This window comes from Streptomyces sp. NPDC045470, from assembly GCF_040646595.1.
Lineage (GTDB): Bacteria > Actinomycetota > Actinomycetes > Streptomycetales > Streptomycetaceae > Streptomyces.
The window spans coordinates 135,049-152,411 of record NZ_JBEZAN010000002.1 but is presented as its reverse complement, the minus strand read 5'-3'; the positions used below and the strand labels follow the sequence as shown (position 1 = coordinate 152,411).

Genomic DNA, 17,363 nt, shown 5'->3' with positions numbered 1-17,363 from the left:
CGTCGCGTGCGTACGTCGGCAGATCGTCCCGGCTCATGGTGCTGACTGGGGTACGTACCCCCAGGTAGGGTGCCGTCCCAGATCTTCGACGCGGGTCGTTCGCGGGGCGGGAGCGCTGGGATGAGCAGCAGCAAGGCGCGTACGGTCGACGGCCGCGGCCGGACGACGGGCAGTGTGCTGTCCGGTCTGGTCGTGGCCGTCGGCTGTGTGCTGTTCCTGGGCGGCTTCGTATGGGGAGCGCTGACCTACCGCCCCTATACGGTGCCGACCGACTCGATGGCCCCGACGATCGGAGTGGGGGACCGGGTGCTGGCCGAGCGGGTGGACGGCTCCGAGGTGCGGCGCGGGGACGTCGTGGTCTTCCGGGACGCGGTGTGGGGCGATGTGCCGATGATCAAGCGGGTCGTCGGGGTGGGCGGCGACACGGTCGCCTGCTGCAGCAAGGACGGCCGGCTGACGATCAACGGCAAGCCTGTCGAAGAACCGTATCTGCACGCCACGGGCCCGGCCTCGCCGACCGGCTTCAGCTCCAAGGTACCGGTGGGCCAGCTCTTCCTCCTCGGCGATCACCGCAATGACTCCCTGGACTCCCGCACGCACCTCAAGGACGCCGACCACGGCTCCGTGTCGCGCAAGGCCGTGGACGCGCGGGTGGACGCCAGAGCGTGGCCGGTCGGCAACATGGGCGTGGTGGAACGGCCGGAGAGCTTCGCGGCGATGCCCGGCGGCACGTCGCAGCCCGGGCCGGTACGCGTCATCGTCGTCGCGGTCGTCGTCGGAGCGGTGATGATTCTGGGCGGCGCGGCGTACGGGCCGCTGGCGCGGTGGAGGAGACGCAGGAATGGCTGACGTGACGGGCGCTGATGCTACGGGTGAGGGCGGGGCGTATGAGGTGTCCGAGGAGCCTGAGACGCTCGGGGGGCTGCCGGTGGAGGTGCGCCAGGTCGCACGGGTAGTACTGCTCGACCCGGACGACCGGGTCCTGCTGCTGAACGGCTATGAACCAGGCGATCCCTCTCGCACCTGGTGGTTCACGCCGGGGGGCGGGCTGGAGGGCGAGGAGACCCGTGAGGAGGCCGCACACAGGGAGCTGGCCGAGGAGACGGGGATCGTCGGCGTACAACTGGGGCCGCTGCTGTGGAAGCGGCGCTGCGCCTTCCCCTTCGACGGCAGGCGCTGGGAACAGGACGAGTGGTACTACCTGGCTCGTACCGACCGGACTGCAACCGAGATGTCGGGGCAGACAGATCTTGAGCGGCGCAGCGTGTCGGGAGTGAGGTGGTGGACTCTGGAAGATCTTTCCGTGTCGCATGAGACGGTGTATCCGACGAAATTCGCCGAGCTGCTGCGCAGGCTGCTCGACGAAGGGCCCCCTGACGCGCCGGTGCTGCTGGCTACCGAGAGCGTCTGACGCACAATAGGGGGACGCACGGCTGAAGGGGATCTGCCATGAGCGCCGAGGACCTCGAGAAGTACGAGACCGAGATGGAGCTGAAGCTCTACCGGGAGTACCGCGATGTCGTCGGGCTGTTCAAGTACGTGATCGAGACCGAGCGTCGCTTCTATCTCACGAACGACTACGAGATGCAGGTGCACTCCGTACAGGGCGAGGTCTTTTTCGAGGTCTCCATGGCTGATGCATGGGTCTGGGACATGTACCGGCCCGCTCGGTTCGTGAAGCAGGTACGGGTGTTGACGTTCAAGGACGTGAACATCGAGGAGCTGAACAAGAGTGACCTGGATCTTCCGGGGAGCTGAGACCGCCGAGCCGGTCGAGGGCAGGCGCGCTGGGCCTGGCGTCGGCCTCGAAGGGGTCGTAGATGCTGGGGCCTCACCTGGGCGAGTGACGAAGTTGTCCACAACCGCTCGGTAGTCCACCAAGATCCAACATTTCGTGGCTGAAGCGTCACAGTCGGTGCCGGAGGTGGTGCCGAGTGAACGCCACGGACGAGAAGAATCGCCGACCTGACCGGCGCAAGAGGGACTCGCAGGGACATCCGCGTGAGCAAAGCTCCCTGAAATATCAGCCTGACGGACGCGCTCAGGCAGCGGTGGATGCGGGGGGCCCGTCACCCCCGGAGGACAGGCCACGAGGGCTGGATGGCGTACCGCGGGAGCCGTGCGACGCAACACCGCGAGTCCGGAGCGGCCGGTCGGTGACAAGCTGCGGAGACGGCCCGCCCGGTTCCCGTACCGTCGCCCGAGCCGCCTCCCGACGCTCCCGCCCCCGCCGCCCCAGACACCCCATCGGGCCGGCCACCGCTCCCTACGACCTGCCCGTCAGCAGTGCGCGCCGAGCGCTCGGACGCTACGGGGAAGACCTGGCGGCACGGCACCTGACCACCGTCGGCATGCGCATCCTGGACCGTAACTGGCGATGTCAGGACGGCGAGGTCGACATCGTGGCGGCCGACGGTGACGCCTTGGTGCTCTGCGAGGTCAAGGCCCGCCGTGCGGGCTCGTACGAACACCCCATGGCGGCCGTACGGCCGGAGAAGGCCGCCCGCCTTCTGCGCCTGGCGGAACGCTGGCTGGAGGAACACGGCGGCCCACCGCCCGGCGGAGTGCGCATCGACGTGGTCGGAGTGCTGCTGCCGTCACGTGGCGCACCGGTTCTGGAGCATGTGCGGGGAGCGACCTGACATGGGATTCGCCCGCACGTGCTCGGTCGCACTGGTCGGGGTCGAAGGCGTGGTCGTGGAGGTCCAGGCGGATCTGGAGCCGGGAGTGGCGGCCTTCGCACTCGTCGGACTGCCGGACAAGAGCCTGATCGAATCGCGGGACAGAGTACGGGCCGCCGTTGTGAACTCCGGCGGTGAATGGCCGCAGAAGAAGCTCACCGTCGGCCTCAGCCCGGCCTCCGTGCCCAAGGGCGGCAGTGGGTTCGACCTCGCCGTGGCCTGCGCGGTGCTCGGCGCGGCGGAACGGATCGATCCGCGGGAACTGTCCGACCTCGTCATGATCGGTGAGCTGGGGCTGGACGGCCGTGTCCGACCGGTGCGCGGAGTGCTCCCGGCCGTCCTGGCGGCGGCCGACGCCGGATACCGCCAGGTGGTCGTACCGGAGAAGACCGTGGCCGAGGCATCGCTCGTCCCGGGCGTCTCCGTCCTCGGCGTACGCAGCCTCAGGCAGCTGATCGCGGTGCTCACCGACGAACCGGTGCCGGAAGAAGAGGAAGACAACGCGGCCGCCGAGGGACGCCCGGATTCTCTGCTGGCCGGCCTGGCCGTACCCGGTACCGGGCTGGGGACGGAGCGCACGATCGGCGACCGGCTGCCCGACCTGTCGGACGTCGCCGGACAGTACAGCGCGCGAAGAGCCCTGGAGGTGGCGGCAGCCGGACGCCACCACATCTTCTTCCTGGGCCCTCCGGGAGCTGGGAAAACCCTTCTGGCCGAACGCCTGCCCGGCCTGCTTCCCCGTCTCTCGCCCAAGGAGTCCCTGGAGGTGACGGCGGTGCATTCGGTGGCCGGTGCCCTGCCGCCGGGGCAGCCACTGGTGGATCGCCCCCCGTACTGCGCGCCTCACCACAGCGCGACGATGGCCTCGCTCGTGGGCGGCGGCAGCGGCCTGCCCCGGCCGGGAGCCGTGTCGCTGGCGCATCACGGCGTCTTGTTCATCGACGAAGCAGCCGAATGCAATGCCCGCGTACTGGACGCGCTGCGGCAGCCGCTGGAATCGGGATACGTCGTAGTCGCACGGGCCGCCGGAATGATGCGGATGCCGGCGAAGTTCCTGCTGGCCCTGGCTGCCAACCCTTGTCCTTGCGGGCGCCACGGCACACTCGGAGGCGGCTGTGAATGCCGCCCGTCCACCATCCGGCGCTACCGTGCCCGGTTGTCGGGTCCGCTGATGGACCGGGTCGATCTGCGGGTGGCGGTGGAGCCCGTCGCACGTTCCGAATTGCTCTCGCTCGCCCAGAGCGCCGAAACCACTGCCGAAGTGGCCGAACGAGTACGAGCAGCCCGCGACCGCGCCGCAGCCCGGCTCACGGACACGCCATGGAGCACCAACAGTGAGGTTCCGGGACACGAATTGCGAACGCGCTGGCAAGTCGCCCCGGGCGCGATGGCGCAGGCAGAACACGACCTCGAAACCGGCCTCCTGACGGCCCGCGGAATGGACCGCGTACTCCGGGTCGCCTGGACCTCAGCCGACCTCGCAGGCCACGACCGCCCGACGGCCGAAGACATCAACTGGGCTCTGGAACTCCGTACGGGTATCAGGCGGGGGGTGCCTTTGGCAGCGGGGGTGAGGTGAGCGAGGAGAGGCGCGCGCCCCTTCGGTCGGGTTGTTGGGCTAGCCGGCGGCCCTTGCGGTAGGCGTGCCCCGGCGCTGCGGGTGTGGTGTTGCCGGTGTGGTGCTGCGAATGCCGCCGCGGCGTTGGGCGCGGAAGTGATGCGCATGGAAGGGCGTCGCGCGGCGGGCGGATGTGGTGCCGCGACGATGGGGCGATCCGTGTTCCGGTGGCTGACGGTCGCCCGCGGCCCGCGGCCCGCGGCCCGCGGTCCGCCGCTCGCCGACGGTCGAAGGGAGGGGGAGGGGGGAGGGGGAGCGAGCACAGTCATCTCGTGCTTCGCCTTAGCTCGGGCGGGTGAGAACGTCCGTGACCTGAGCGTAGGGCCGAACGGATGACGGATGAAGGCGGGCAGCGGGCCGCAGACGATGATGCCTGGCCGCGATCGCTGGCCCGGCAGACCGACGTATGGCGACTCAGTTACCGATTACCCCTTTCGACTACACGGCGCTGCTCGGCTGACGAGGAATCGGTAATCGAAGAAGGGGAAGGGAAGAGGGACATGCGGGGGACCGAGGGCTGTTCCACGGCGAGCGCCAGGGAGCCGGCGCATGAGTGAAGTGGGAGAGGAAGAGAGGGCAGCACGCGCGGCACTGACGCGTATCGCTGAGCCCGGTGACGAAGCGGTAGGCCGGTGCCTGCGGCAGACGACGCCGGTGCACCTCGTACAGTCCCTGTTCGGCGAGCGGGACATGCCGTCAGGAGTGTCGAAAGAAAAATACAAGAGCCTGCGCCTGCGAGCGGCTCGGACGGACGCCGACGGAGCTGCTGCGGACCTTGCGGCTGTCGCTGCACTCGGTGGCCGGTTCGTCTGTCCGGGAGACGACGAGTGGCCACAGCAGTTGAACGATTTGGGGGATGGCAAACCCGTCGGCCTGTGGGTGCGTGGGAGCGCGAACTTGCGCATGTGGGCTTTACGGTCCGTCGCGGTCGTCGGCGCTCGCGCCTGCACGGAGTACGGCGCTCACTTGGCAGCCACCCTCAGCGCCGGCCTGGCCGACCGCGGCTGGACGGTGGTGTCAGGAGCTGCTTACGGAGTGGACGGTGCGGCTCATCGAGGTGCCCTGGCGGCGAAGGGGGCCTCGGTCGCTGTACTGGCCTCCGGCGTCGACTACGCCTATCCGCGGGGACACACCGAATTGATCCGTCGGCTTGCGGAACAGGGCCTGGTGATCGCGGAGTTGCCACCGGGAGATCATCCGACCCGGAGCCGATTCATTCTCCGGAATCGAGTCATCGCGGCCCTCACCCGCGGCACCGTGGTCGTAGAGGCCGAACTGCGCAGCGGATCCCTGGTCACCGCTCGGCGGGCGACGGAGCTCGGCCGGTTCACCATGGGGATGCCGGGGCCGGTCACCAGCGGACTGTCGGCGGGAGTGCACCAACTGCTGCGAGGTGAGGCCGTAGTGGTGACCGAAGCCGCCGAAGTGATCGAGTTGGTCGGCAGCATCGGCGACCTCGCTCCCGCGCAGCGTGGGCCGACCCTGGCGCATGATCTTCTTGATCCGGTGGCGTCCCGGGTGCTCGAAGCGGTCCCCGCACGGGGTGGTGCGGACTCGCGGCGGCTGGCTCGGGACTCGGGCACGGCAGAGGAAGTCGCGCAGGGCAAGCTCTTCGAGCTGCAGTCGCTGGGATTCGTTCAAAGGTGTGGACCTGTATGGGGGTTGGCGCGACGTCCCGTATCCATCACGGGGCCCCGGGGAGGCGGTGCTTGACATGTGGCGAACGGGTGAAAAGGGAGGAGGGGAAGTGGCTGTAAGGGCCGGTTTGGATGCGATTCTGTACGTGGAGCCTTGTCGTCGCTGGACGGCGGCGAGGCGCATCGGTCGTCGCCGTGGCGGTCTGTGGTGAAGCCGCGTGCGGAGGAGCGTGCGCCGGGCGCCCGTAACGACGCTTCCATCCCCCTGCGAGTGGAATCGGCGTCGCCTCGTGTAACCCGGGGGTGCGGGCAGCGGAACGTATCTGCGCACTCCCGGACCACCCTTCATCGCGCATCGCGACACTGCAGTCACGCTACGCTCACGAGTAATTGAACCTCACGCACGTGTTCCCCAGTGTTTCGGCAGAACGGCTCAAGGCAACGAATGCCCCAGCACACCTCCGGGTCCGACCGCGCGGCCGCGCCCCCCGCCGCACGCGGTAGCGTGCGCCCCGCCGCGCCCACCTCGCTGGAGGAGCTGTGGCGCGCCTACAAGATCTCAGGCGACGGGCGGCTGCGTGAGCAGCTGATCCTGCACTACTCGCCCCTGGTGAAGTACGTCGCCGGCCGGGTCAGTGTCGGCCTGCCGCCCAACGTCGAGCAGGCCGACTTCGTCTCCTCCGGAGTCTTCGGGCTCATCGATGCCATCGAGAAGTTCGATCCCGAGCGGTCGATCAAGTTCGAGACGTACGCCATCACCCGCATCCGGGGCGCGATGATCGACGAACTGCGGGCACTGGACTGGATCCCGCGGTCGGTGCGGCAGAAAGCCAGGGCGGTCGAGCGGGCCTACGCCACACTGGAGGCCCAGCTGCGGCGTACCCCGTCCGAAGCGGAGGTGGCCTCGGAAATGGGCATCGCCTTGGAGGAACTCCACGGGGTCTTCAGCCAACTGTCCCTGGCCAATGTCGTCGCCCTGGAGGAGCTGCTGCACGTCGGTGGCGAGGGCGGTGACCGGTTGAGCCTGATGGACACCTTGGAGGACACGGCTGCCGACAACCCGGTCGAGGTGGCCGAGGACCGCGAGCTGCGGCGACTGCTCGCCAGGGCCATCAACACGCTTCCTGAGCGGGAGAAGACCGTCGTGACGCTTTACTACTACGAGGGCCTCACGCTCGCCGAGATCGGCAATGTCCTCGGGGTCACCGAGAGCAGGGTCAGCCAGATCCACACCAAGTCCGTACTCCAGCTCCGCGCCAAACTGGCTGACGTGGGGCGGTGAGCCGGGGCAGGGGGTGGGAGCCGTGGGCCTCCGTTCAGTGGGGCGCGTGCTGTCGTGTCGTAGCCGGGGTGGAGGCTCTTGTCGTCGGAAGCTGGAGAGAAGCGGGCCGGTGCCGGCTGGGGACGAGAAGCAGCTGATGCTTTGCTGGAGGCAGAGGTTCCTGCGCGCACGGGGGCCGAGGACTGTTGCCGGTGTTCACGATGGCGGAGGTCCATCGGTTCCTGCGCGCGCGGGGGGAGCGAGGGTTCTCCATCGAGGTGGGCGACGAGGCCCCGGGTCGGTTCCTGCGCGTGGGGGCGAGGCGGCGAAGTCACTGCGCCGACGTCCTTCCTTCGCCCGGCTCTGCACTGTGGCCTTCGCCTGGCTCTTGGACTGCGCTTTCGCGGCTCCGAGCCCCTGACGGTCATTCCGAGTTCGGCGCTCGCTTCTCGCTTCGCCTCCCCCCCCGCCCCCCCCCGCCCACCCACCCCACCTCCGCCGCTCTCCTCTTTCGCCCTGGCCGTACCCCGCGGCGGTTCGAGCGCAGCCGGTTTCCCGGCGGCGTTCGTGCCTGGAGGGCCGCATTGGAGCTCGCTGTTATAGGCCGCACTCAAGCTCACGCCGCCCCCAGGGCCGCCTCCTCAGGAACCGCAGCGCTCCGCGCCTAATCCGCAGCTCCCGCGCCTGACCCGCAGCCCCGCGCCTGCCCGCGGCGTCCGCGTCTGACCGCCGAACCCGGGCGTGACTGCCGAACCTGGACCTGGCTGCGATGCCTGCGTCTGATCGTCCGCACTCCCCGGCTGCGGCCCCGGGCCTGGTTGCGGTGCCCGTGTCTGGTTGTCGGACTTGACCTATGGCCGATCCGGATTGGCTCGGGATCGGTCGGGGGTAGTTCCGGGCGCTCGCCCTGCGGTCGATCCGTACTCTGCCCCGCTGCGGAGGGCCCGCAGCGGACAGGCAGTCCTGGCGGCTGTCTGACCTCCGACGCACGCACCTGCGGTCGCTCCGCGATCACCGGGACCGATACCCGTCTGCGCATCAGTACCCATGCCAAGCGCTCTGTGGCCCCGTCCCTCCCGGACGTCACGTCGGCGCTCGCTTCCGTGTTTGCCTGCCTGCTCGGCATCGTGTGCGCGCCTACGAGGTCGTCCTATGGCGGCTGCCCTTGCTCGTTTCCTTCCCTAGCTGGATTTCTGCCTCTGGTCCTCTTCCCTTCCCGACCTGCCTTCTCCCGGTGTCTCGCCGCGTCGTCGGCCCGCCGTGGCCCCCTCTCGTCGCCCTTCTCGGTGTCCTTCTCCCGGGTGTCGGCATGGACACATCGTGATGCGGAGTGCCATGTCCGCGGTGCCATCCGTAGAGTGGTGACGTGCCCAGGATTCGAGCGGCCTCTGTGGCCGAGCACCGGACGATGCAGCGTGGCGCCCTTCTGGACGCCGCCCGCACCCTGCTGTCCGAAGGCGGGACCGAGGCGTTGACCTTCCCCGCCCTCGCTGAGCGAACGGGCCTCGCGCGCTCCTCCGTCTACGAGTACTTCCGTTCCCGCGCGGCTGTCGTCGAAGAGCTCTGCGCTGTCGACTTCCCCGTATGGGCGGCTGAGGTCGAGGCGGCGATGGAGCGGGTCGAGACACCCGAGGCCAAGATCGAGGCGTATGTGCGGCAACAGCTCGCGCTGGTCGGCGACCGCCGTCACCGAGCCGTCGTCGCGATCTCGGCCGGTGAGCTGGACGCCGGCGCGCGGGAGAAGATCCGTGCCGCGCACGGGGGACTGATCGCGATGATCGTGGAGGCGCTGGCCGGCCTCGGTCACGAGCAACCACGTCTCGCCGCCATGCTGCTTCAGGGGATCGTCGACGCCGCTGTCCGCCGCATCGAGCTCGGGGCTGCGGAAGAGCCGACGCAGATCACGGAGGCCGCGGTCGCCATGGTCCTGGGTGGGGTAAGAGGCTGATCGGTCGGTCGATCCTCCCTGCACGAGGTAGTGGGTGGTGTGGGGTGTGGGGGACGGAGATCGGCGCTGTTGCAGGATCGGGCGCGTAGGCACGAGTAAGGGCCGTTGGCGGGTTCCATTTGCGTGTGCCGCCTGCGTCGGGGATCTCGAACGCTGAGATTGACGTGAGCGCGGCGGATCGCGACGTCCTGGTTCGCTGCTCGGCTCGGGCACGCCGATGACCGGGAGGAGCCGCGAAGGGCCGGGGTTCAGCATTGCCGCGGGGAGCAGGGACAGCGGGTCCAGGTAGGTCTTGTCGCGCAGCAGGCCCCAGTGCAGGCAAGGGGTGGAGCAGTGGAACGGGCCTGGGCCGAGCTTGGCCACTGCCTGACCGGCGGTGACGTGGTCACCCTTGCGGACGGTCGGGTGGACCGGTTCGTAGGTGGTGCGTAGGGGCGGGTGACCGGACCCCGAGACTTCGATCGACAGGACGCCTCGGCCTGCCACCTTGCCGGCGAAGAGAACGCGTCCGGGGGCGGCTGCCCGTACCGTCGCGTCCTCGGCCGCGAGGAGATCCACCCCCCGATGGCCGGGCGCCCAGGGGGCGGGTGGGGGCTCCCAGCCGCGCGCGATGGTGGGCCGCGCGCCGGCCGCTCCAGTGACGGGCCAAGCTCGCTCGCCGGTAGCCGGCGGTGCGGGGCGGCTTCGGTCAGGATCGATCGGGTGGGCGGGTGCCGGACGGCGTTCCGATGACCTTGCGAGTTCCTCGGAACCGGGCTGAACGGCACCGGCGAAGGCCAATCCAGCCGTGGAGGAGGCTCCAGCCGTGGGGGAGGCTCCAGTCGGGGCGGCGGCTACGGCCGCCAGCACGGCAGATGTGGTGCCCGCTGCGCACAGGGCCAGGAGGCGGACGGCTGGGGGAGCGGTGCGCCGGGCGTACGCCGCCCGCCTGGATCCGGAGGCGAGGGGGACTGGTGAGTGGCCAGCCCCGGGCGATACCCGTGGGCGGCGTGTGGCGGTAGTGGGCACGGCGTGCACGTCGCGCGCCGGCTGTCGGGTGACTGCGGTGCGTACGGTCTCGATAACAGTTCGTTGTCGCATGTCACGACGGTGCCCCGATCGGCTGCGGCTTGGGGATCTTGAGCTGGATCGGTGGACTACCGACGGGTTGTGTGCAACCACGTCACCCGTGCGATACCCCGGGATCTGCCCGGAGCGCTCCCTCCCGTCTCGGAACGCTCCCCAAGGCGCCAATGCTCCAGGCAGGCAGCAGGCAGCAGGCAGCAGGCAGCAGGCAGCAGGCAGCAGGCAGGGGGCGCGGGGCACGCGTCACGCGTCACGCGTCACACCGGAAACTCCGGAAGGCCGGGAAGCCGGGAAGCCGGAAGCCGTGCAGTCGTAAAGCTTGAACAGCCTGGCGGGCCCGTACCCCGACCCTCCCACCCCACCCCCGACCGCACCCCCTCCCCGCCCCCACCCCCTGGCCGAAAGGAGTGTGTCGCCCGTCCCTTCGGCGGTCCCGTACACTTCTTGTGGCGATCCGGGTCACCGGGTCGACTTCGCACGCCCCGCCACCAGCGCACATTTCCCATTCGGGCAGCACGGTGGACGCGCCCCTCGGTCCTCGGAAGGCCCCGCAAGGTTCCTTCCCCGGCAGAGCGCGCCGGGGCGTCAGGCACCGCGGCCGCCCGGCCGCAGTGGAACCGAGTAACACGAGGAGTACGGCCATGGCCGTCGTCACGATGCGGGAGCTGCTGGAGAGCGGCGTCCACTTCGGGCACCAGACCCGCCGTTGGAACCCGAAGATGAAGCGCTTCATCTTCACGGAGCGCAACGGCATCTACATCATCGACCTGCTCCAGTCGCTGTCGTACATCGACCGCGCCTACGAGTTCGTCAAGGAGACCGTCGCCCACGGCGGCTCGGTGATGTTCGTCGGCACCAAGAAGCAGGCCCAGGAGGCCATTGCCGAGCAGGCGACCCGCGTGGGCATGCCCTACGTGAACCAGCGCTGGCTCGGCGGCATGCTGACCAACTTCTCGACCGTCTACAAGCGCCTGCAGCGTCTGAAGGAGCTCGAGCAGATCGACTTCGAGGATGTGGCCGCCTCCGGCCTCACCAAGAAGGAGCTGCTGGTCCTCTCCCGCGAGAAGGCCAAGCTGGAGAAGACCCTCGGCGGTATCCGCGAGATGCAGAAGGTGCCCAGCGCCGTCTGGATCGTGGACACCAAGAAGGAGCACATCGCCGTCGGCGAGGCGCGCAAGCTCAACATCCCGGTCGTGGCGATCCTCGACACGAACTGCGACCCGGACGAGGTCGACTACAAGATCCCGGGCAACGACGACGCGATCCGCTCCGTCACCCTGCTCACCCGCGTGATCGCCGACGCCGTCGCCGAGGGCCTCATCGCCCGCTCCGGCGTCGCCACCGGCGACCAGAAGCCGGGCGAGAAGGCCGGCGAGCCGCTCGCCGAGTGGGAGCGCGACCTGCTCGAGGGCGAGAAGAAGGCCGACGACGCCAAGGCCGACGAGGCCAAGGCCGAGGACAAGCCCGCCGAGGCCCCCGCTGCCGAGGCTCCGGCTGCCGAGGCCCCCGCCGCCGAGGCCGAGAAGCCGGCCGCGGACGCCGAGCAGGCCTGACGCCGCACCACCGGTTGACGACGGCGGGGGAGGGCGCCACGAGCGCCGCCCCCGCCGTCCACCCGTAGATCTTTCGACTGTCGAGATTTCGAGAAGAGATTCACAGACCATGGCGAACTACACCGCCGCGGACGTCAAGAAGCTCCGTGAGCTGACCGGCGCCGGCATGATGGACTGCAAGAAGGCCCTGGACGAGGCCGAGGGCAGCGTCGACAAGGCCGTGGAGATCCTCCGCGTCAAGGGCCAGAAGGGCGTCGCCAAGCGCGAGAGCCGTTCGGCCGAGAACGGCGCCGTCGTCTCCCTCATCTCCGAGGACAAGACCTCCGGCGTCCTGCTGGAGCTGAAGTGCGAGACGGACTTCGTCGCCAAGGGCGAGAAGTTCCTGGCCGTCGCCAACGCGCTCGCCGCGCACGTCGCCGCCACCTCCCCGGCCGACCTCCAGGCGCTGCTCGCCTCCGAGATCGAGGCCGGTAAGACCGTCCAGGCGTACGTCGACGAGGCCAACGCCACGCTCGGCGAGAAGATCGTCCTGGACCGCTTCGCGCAGTTCTCCGGCGGCTACGTGGCCGCCTACATGCACCGCACCATGCCCGACCTCCCGCCGCAGGTCGGCGTCCTGGTCGAGCTGGACAAGGAGAACGCCGAGACCGCCAAGGACGTCGCGCAGCACATCGCCGCGTTCGCGCCGAAGTACCTCACCCGTGAGGACGTTCCGGCCGACGTCGTCGAGAACGAGCGTCGCGTCGCCGAGGCCACCTCGCGCGAGGAGGGCAAGCCCGAGGCCGCCCTCCCGAAGATCGTCGAGGGTCGCGTCAACGGCTTCTTCAAGGAGAACACGCTGCTCGCGCAGCCCTTCGCGAAGGACAACAAGAAGTCCGTCGAGAAGGTCCTGAACGAGGCCGGTGTCTCGCTGAAGCGCTTCGCGCGCATCCGCGTCGGCGCCTGAGCCAAGCCGTGGGCCTTGCCGCCAAGGCCAGCGAATGACCTGCGGCCCCGCTAGGGTCGTACGCAGTCGGCCGCATACCGGCCGGCCGCAGATGTGACGAGGAGGCCATTGCCGTACAGGGATCTGCACCAGACCCCCGGCAATGGCCTTCTTCGTATGTGCACGAGGAGAGCGTGATGAATCAGGGTGCCGACGGCGCGGACACAGCCCACAAAGCCGACAGTGACGGGAAGGGACGCTTCCTTCTGAAGCTGTCGGGCGAAGCGTTCGCCGGCGGCGGCGGACTGGGTGTCGACCCCGATGTCGTGCACGCCATCGCCCGCGAGATCGCAGCCGTGGTCCGCGACGGCTACGAGATCGCCATCGTGATCGGCGGTGGCAACTTCTTCCGCGGCGCCGAACTGCAGCAGCGCGGCATGGACCGCGCCCGCTCCGACTACATGGGCATGCTCGGTACGGTCATGAACTGCCTGGCCCTCCAGGACTTCCTGGAGAAGGAGGGCATCGACTGCCGGGTACAGACCGCCATCACCATGGGACAGGTCGCGGAGCCGTACATTCCGCTGCGCGCCGTCCGCCACATGGAGAAGGGCCGCGTGGTCATCTTCGGAGCGGGCATGGGCATGCCGTACTTCTCCACCGACACCACCGCGGCGCAGCGCGCCCTTGAGGTCGGCGCCGAGGCCATGCTGATGGGCAAGAACGGGGTGGACGGGGTCTACGACGCCGACCCCAAGAAGTTCCCGGACGCGGTGAAGTTCGACGCCCTGGAGTACGGCGAGGTCATCACCCGCGACCTCAAGGTCGCCGACGCCACCGCCATCACGCTCTGCCGTGACAACAAGCTTCCGATCCTCGTCTTCGAGCTGCTCGCCGAGGGCAACATCGCGCGCGCGGTGAAGGGTGAGAAGATCGGCACGCTCGTCAGCGATCAGGGCACCCGGGCCTGACGGCCCCAACTGCCGTAGTGCCGTACGGGCAGGGCTCCGTACGGGCGGCAACCCCGGGTCGTGGCTGACCTCGGCACGGGGATGGACAACGGCCTGCCGGTCGGACACCGTGCAGGAGAAGACGCGCGGCAGGGGCGAGGCTCTGCTTCTTACCGAAAAGACCAGGAGCAAGTGGTGATCGAAGAGATCCTCCTCGAGGCCGAGGAGAAGATGGAGAAGGCCGTCGTGGTCGCCAAGGAGGACTTCGCCGCGATTCGCACCGGGCGTGCGCACCCGGCGATGTTCAACAAGATCGTGGCGGACTACTACGGCGCCATGACGCCGATCAACCAGCTGGCGTCGTTCTCGGTTCCCGAACCGCGGATGGCCGTGGTGACCCCGTTCGACAAGAGCGCGCTGCGCAACATCGAGCAGGCGATCCGCGACTCCGACCTGGGCGTCAACCCGAGCAACGACGGCAACATCATTCGCGTGAACTTCCCGGAGCTCACCGAGGAGCGCCGCCGGGAGTTCATCAAGGTCGCGAAGAACAAGGCCGAGGACTCGAAGATCTCGATCCGCAGCATCCGGCGCAAGGCCAAGGAAAACCTCGACAAGCTCGTCAAGGACAAGGAGTCCGGCGAGGACGAGGTGCGCCGGGCGGAGAAGGAGCTCGACGACACCACCGCGAAGTACGTCGCGCAGGTGGACGAGCTCCTCAAGCACAAGGAATCCGAGCTCCTCGAGGTCTGATGAACGAGTCATCCTGGGGGGCCCCGCCTGGCGTCGGCCGAGCCGGTCAATGGGGACCACCCGAGCAGGGACCCGTCGGTACGGCGGGTCCCGCGCACGACTGGAGCGCGGCGGCGCAGACTCGCCCCATGCCCATCGTGCCCGACACAGGCGGACACCAGGACGACGACCGGAATCCTCTGGACGACGACCGGGACCACCGGGACGACCTGGGGGCCGCTCGGCCGAGCGGCCCCCTGTTCCGCGACGAACAGCCGCAGGAGCCCATGCCCACCTCTTTGCCGGGGCCCGACAGCTCACAGCAACCCCCCAAGCCGCAGAAGAAGAGCGCGGGACGCAACCTCCGGGCCGCCATAGGGGTCGGCGTCGGCCTCGGCGCGGTCATCCTCTTCTCGCTCTTCGTCTACAAGCCCCTGTTCGTGGGCGTGATAGTCATCGCGGTGGTCGTGGGCCTGTGGGAGCTGACCTCGCGGCTGGCGGAGCGCAAGGACGTCAAGGTCCCCCTGGTGCCGCTCGCGCTCGGCGGTACGGCGATGGTGGTCGCCGGCTACGTACGCGGCGCGGAGGGCGCCTGGGTGGCGATGGCGCTCACCGCGCTCGCCGCGCTCGTGTGGCGCATGACGGAGGCGCCCGAGAACTACCTCAGGGACGTCACGGCAGGCGTCTTCGCGGCGTTCTACGTGCCGTTCCTGGCGACGTTCGTGGCGATGATGCTCGCCGCCGACGACGGACCGCAGCGGGTCCTGACGTTCCTGCTGCTGACCGTCGTCAGCGACACGGGCGCGTACGCGGTGGGCTGGCGCTTCGGCAAGAACAAGCTCGCCCCGCGCATCAGCCCGGGCAAGACCCGCGAGGGCCTGCTGGGCGCGGTGCTGTTCGCCATGGTCGCGGGCGCGCTGTCCATGGAGCTGCTCATCACCGACGGCGCCTGGTGGCAGGGTCTGCTCCTGGGCATCGCCGTCGCGGCCAGCGCGACCCTCGGTGACCTCGGCGAATCCATGATCAAGCGGGACCTCGGCATCAAGGACATGGGCACCCTGCTGCCCGGTCACGGCGGGATCATGGACCGCCTGGACTCCCTCCTGCCGACCGCGCCGATCGTCTGGCTGCTGTACGTGATCTTTGTCGGCTCGGGCTGACCAGCGGTTTTCCGTACGCGGCCGTAGGGCCCGCCACCTCGCGTGGCGGGCCCTACGCACGTCGGGAACGGCCCCGGATCGCGTCGGCGATCGTCACTTCGTACGTCTGCGACACTGGAAGAACCATGCCTAAGCCCGGAGAACTGGCAGCGATCCGGCAGTAACCGGCCCCCTACCTGCGCTTTCGGCGTCGGCAAGGGGCCGGTTTCGGGGTTACTGGGCCGTCTCTGGGCCGTCAGGCTGGCTTGGGCCGGGCTGGAACGCCCGGTCAACAGCCTTCCTCGTACGCTCCTGACTCGATGGCATGAGATGCGCATACACACGCAACGTCAGAGCCGGGTCAGTGTGTCCTAGGTACTGGCTTACGGCCTTGATGCTCTCCCCGGCCTCCAACAGCAGTGAGGCGTAGAAGTGCCGCAGCGCGTGCATACCGTGCGCGCGTGCCGACTCGTACTTGCCGCCCTCTCCGGCGTCCGGAATGAGGCCGGCCACCGCGAGTGCGGGCTTCCACTCCTGGATGTTGAAGTTGCTCCGCCACACAACGCCGCCCGCGGTGTTCGTGAACAGGAGGCGGGCCGACACCTTCGGGCCGTCCGGCTTCCGCCATGGGAGTGTTATCTCCACCGGCTTGAAGGCATCCATGTGGACGCGTATCGCCTCAGCCACTGAGGACGGCAGCGGCACGTCCCGCTCCTTGCCGCACTTCGGCGGGGAGAACACAGCCTTTCCTCGGATGAGCTTCACCTGCCGTACCACTCGCAGAACGCCGCCCTCGAAGTCGAGCGCATCCTCAGCCAGTCCGACGATCTCGCCTTGCCGGAGTCCGCACCCAGCTCCGGTGTCCACCATGGTCCGGTACCGCCTGGGAAGCGCTGCGCGGACGGCGTGAACCTCAGTGGGCAGCCATGGCACAAGTCGTCGCCGCTCGACCGCCGGCGGCCGGACGGATTTCGCAGAGCACGGATTCCGCGGCAACAGCCCGTCGTCCACGGCCGCGCTCAGCACAGCTCGAACATCGCCATAGATGTTTCGCGCGTAAGCGCCGCTGACGGCAGGGTTTGCTTCCAGAGCGCTGACCAGTTCGCGGATGTGCTCGGGACGGAATGAGTCGAGCGGGCGCGAGCCAAGGACGGGGAAGGCGTGCAGCCGCAACCGCTGCTCGGCGACGATCTGGCTGGACACGTCGGCAGTGTGAGTCCGGAGCCACTTCTCGGCGTAGCTCTTGAGAGTGATTCGAGCTGCGCGGGGGTCGATGTAGTGGCCGCGTGACATGTCGGAAGCGGTGTTGGTGAGCCACTGCTCCGCAAGGCGCTTTTGCCGGTCGGGGAAGCTCTTGGACTTCTCGGTGCCGTCAGGGCCGATGTAGCGGGCGCGGTAGCGGAGGCCGATGCCGTAGCGGTCGGTCTTGATCCGGACGGGCTTGCCGTCCGGGCCTTTCTCCGTCTTGAACCATCGGTCTTGGATGTGGCCTGCCATGCGAAGGCGGTCCTTTCCAGAAATGCGGCAGGGCGCGGCCATGAGGCCGCGCCCTGCCTTCGATCGATGTTCGGTTGTCGTTACGTCAGGCGGCTTCGGCGTCGGCGCGCATCTGCTGCTCAGCCCAGCAACGCACGACGTCCGGGTCGTAGCGGAGGTACTTGCCGACGCGGAAGCCGGGCGGCCCGCAGCGCTTCTTGCGCCACTCGTAGACGGTTTCTTTGGGCACGTGGAACAGGTCGGCCACGTCGTCAGGGGTGAGGTAGCGATCCGGGAGCCCACCCCGGAGCGCATCTGTGGGAGGTGTATCAGCCATACGGCTGCTCTCCTTCGCGGCGAACGGGGGCTCTGCCCCCT

Annotated in this window: 15 protein-coding genes and 1 pseudogene; 13 read left to right on the top strand and 3 right to left on the bottom strand. The window is 68.9% G+C overall.

Annotated elements, in window-relative coordinates; translation table 11 throughout:
• Positions 1-120 precede the first annotated feature (120 nt).
• The 8 genes from lepB to AB0A97_RS06995 all read left to right on the top strand — a co-directional run bounded on the left by lepB (position 121) and on the right by AB0A97_RS06995 (position 9,145).
• Positions 121-849, top strand: coding sequence for a signal peptidase I (lepB, locus tag AB0A97_RS07030; RefSeq protein WP_361145684.1), 729 nt, complete (start codon positions 121-123; stop codon positions 847-849).
• Positions 850-922: 73 nt separating this feature from the next.
• Positions 923-1,411 (top strand): NUDIX hydrolase, encoded by a 489-nt coding sequence (locus AB0A97_RS07025; protein ID WP_361147307.1) that lies wholly within the window; start codon positions 923-925, stop codon positions 1,409-1,411.
• 38 nt (positions 1,412-1,449) lie between these two features.
• Positions 1,450-1,758 carry a DUF2469 domain-containing protein gene (locus AB0A97_RS07020; protein WP_003980220.1) on the top strand — a complete coding sequence of 103 codons (309 nt, stop codon included), beginning with the start codon at positions 1,450-1,452 and terminating at the stop codon, positions 1,756-1,758.
• A 515-nt stretch (positions 1,759-2,273) separates the two neighbouring features.
• Positions 2,274-2,642, top strand: coding sequence for a YraN family protein (locus AB0A97_RS07015; protein WP_361147305.1), 369 nt, complete (start codon positions 2,274-2,276; stop codon positions 2,640-2,642).
• A gap of 1 nt (position 2,643) precedes the next feature.
• Complete coding sequence (locus AB0A97_RS07010) at positions 2,644-4,260, top strand: YifB family Mg chelatase-like AAA ATPase (protein WP_361145682.1); 1,617 nt, start codon at positions 2,644-2,646, stop codon at positions 4,258-4,260.
• 588 nt (positions 4,261-4,848) lie between these two features.
• Entirely contained in the window at positions 4,849-6,012 is a 1,164-nt protein-coding gene (gene dprA, locus AB0A97_RS07005; RefSeq protein WP_361145679.1) for a DNA-processing protein DprA, read from the top strand.
• A gap of 369 nt (positions 6,013-6,381) precedes the next feature.
• Positions 6,382-7,218 (top strand): RNA polymerase sigma factor WhiG, encoded by an 837-nt coding sequence (gene whiG, locus AB0A97_RS07000; RefSeq protein WP_031007327.1) that lies wholly within the window; start codon positions 6,382-6,384, stop codon positions 7,216-7,218.
• Between the two features lie 1,387 nt (positions 7,219-8,605).
• On the top strand, positions 8,606-9,145 hold the full coding sequence (locus AB0A97_RS06995; RefSeq protein WP_361147302.1) for a helix-turn-helix domain-containing protein: 540 nt from the start codon (positions 8,606-8,608) through the stop codon (positions 9,143-9,145).
• Positions 9,146-9,433: 288 nt separating this feature from the next.
• Here the strand turns inward: AB0A97_RS06995 and AB0A97_RS06990 are convergent.
• A pseudogene (locus tag AB0A97_RS06990) lies at positions 9,434-10,225 on the bottom strand (M23 family metallopeptidase); the annotation flags it as partial.
• 626 nt (positions 10,226-10,851) lie between these two features.
• Here AB0A97_RS06990 and rpsB point away from each other — a divergent pair.
• The 5 genes from rpsB (at position 10,852) to AB0A97_RS06965 (ending at position 15,530) form a co-directional block, all read left to right on the top strand.
• Positions 10,852-11,763 carry a 30S ribosomal protein S2 gene (rpsB, locus tag AB0A97_RS06985; RefSeq protein ID WP_361145675.1) on the top strand — a complete coding sequence of 304 codons (912 nt, stop codon included), beginning with the start codon at positions 10,852-10,854 and terminating at the stop codon, positions 11,761-11,763.
• Between the two features lie 109 nt (positions 11,764-11,872).
• The gene (tsf, locus tag AB0A97_RS06980) at positions 11,873-12,709 is read left to right on the top strand and encodes a translation elongation factor Ts (protein WP_030017378.1); all 837 of its coding nucleotides are present in this window, start codon (positions 11,873-11,875) and stop codon (positions 12,707-12,709) included.
• Positions 12,710-12,885: 176 nt separating this feature from the next.
• Entirely contained in the window at positions 12,886-13,659 is a 774-nt protein-coding gene (pyrH, locus tag AB0A97_RS06975) for a UMP kinase (RefSeq protein ID WP_030017377.1), read from the top strand.
• Between the two features lie 174 nt (positions 13,660-13,833).
• The gene (frr, locus tag AB0A97_RS06970; RefSeq protein WP_030674083.1) at positions 13,834-14,391 is read left to right on the top strand and encodes a ribosome recycling factor; all 558 of its coding nucleotides are present in this window, start codon (positions 13,834-13,836) and stop codon (positions 14,389-14,391) included.
• Positions 14,391-15,530 (top strand): phosphatidate cytidylyltransferase, encoded by a 1,140-nt coding sequence (locus AB0A97_RS06965; protein WP_361145671.1) that lies wholly within the window; start codon positions 14,391-14,393, stop codon positions 15,528-15,530. The genes frr and AB0A97_RS06965 overlap by 1 nt, the downstream gene beginning before the upstream one ends.
• 213 nt (positions 15,531-15,743) lie before the next feature.
• On the opposite strand, the gene AB0A97_RS06960 is transcribed toward AB0A97_RS06965, so the two are convergent.
• Both AB0A97_RS06960 and AB0A97_RS06955 read right to left on the bottom strand, forming a co-directional pair.
• Entirely contained in the window at positions 15,744-17,006 is a 1,263-nt protein-coding gene (locus tag AB0A97_RS06960) for a site-specific integrase (RefSeq protein WP_361145668.1), read from the bottom strand.
• 85 nt (positions 17,007-17,091) lie between these two features.
• Positions 17,092-17,322 (bottom strand): helix-turn-helix domain-containing protein, encoded by a 231-nt coding sequence (locus AB0A97_RS06955; protein ID WP_361145665.1) that lies wholly within the window; start codon positions 17,320-17,322, stop codon positions 17,092-17,094.
• Positions 17,323-17,363 lie beyond the last annotated feature (41 nt).

What these genes read in the sequence shown, in the direction of transcription:
- lepB (WP_361145684.1), top strand. Translation starts at nt 121, where the DNA reads ATGAGCAGCAGCAAGGCGCGTACGGTCGACGGCCGCGGCCGGACGACG.
- AB0A97_RS07020 (WP_003980220.1), top strand. Translation starts at nt 1,450, where the DNA reads ATGAGCGCCGAGGACCTCGAGAAGTACGAGACCGAGATGGAGCTGAAG.
- AB0A97_RS07010 (WP_361145682.1), top strand. Translation starts at nt 2,644, where the DNA reads ATGGGATTCGCCCGCACGTGCTCGGTCGCACTGGTCGGGGTCGAAGGC.
- dprA (WP_361145679.1), top strand. Translation starts at nt 4,849, where the DNA reads ATGAGTGAAGTGGGAGAGGAAGAGAGGGCAGCACGCGCGGCACTGACG.
- whiG (WP_031007327.1), top strand. Translation starts at nt 6,382, where the DNA reads ATGCCCCAGCACACCTCCGGGTCCGACCGCGCGGCCGCGCCCCCCGCC.
- AB0A97_RS06995 (WP_361147302.1), top strand. Translation starts at nt 8,606, where the DNA reads ATGCAGCGTGGCGCCCTTCTGGACGCCGCCCGCACCCTGCTGTCCGAA.
- rpsB (WP_361145675.1), top strand. Translation starts at nt 10,852, where the DNA reads ATGGCCGTCGTCACGATGCGGGAGCTGCTGGAGAGCGGCGTCCACTTC.
- tsf (WP_030017378.1), top strand. Translation starts at nt 11,873, where the DNA reads ATGGCGAACTACACCGCCGCGGACGTCAAGAAGCTCCGTGAGCTGACC.
- pyrH (WP_030017377.1), top strand. Translation starts at nt 12,886, where the DNA reads ATGAATCAGGGTGCCGACGGCGCGGACACAGCCCACAAAGCCGACAGT.
- AB0A97_RS06965 (WP_361145671.1), top strand. Translation starts at nt 14,391, where the DNA reads ATGAACGAGTCATCCTGGGGGGCCCCGCCTGGCGTCGGCCGAGCCGGT.
- AB0A97_RS06960 (WP_361145668.1), bottom strand. Translation starts at nt 17,006, where the DNA reads ATGGCAGGCCACATCCAAGACCGATGGTTCAAGACGGAGAAAGGCCCG.
- AB0A97_RS06955 (WP_361145665.1), bottom strand. Translation starts at nt 17,322, where the DNA reads ATGGCTGATACACCTCCCACAGATGCGCTCCGGGGTGGGCTCCCGGAT.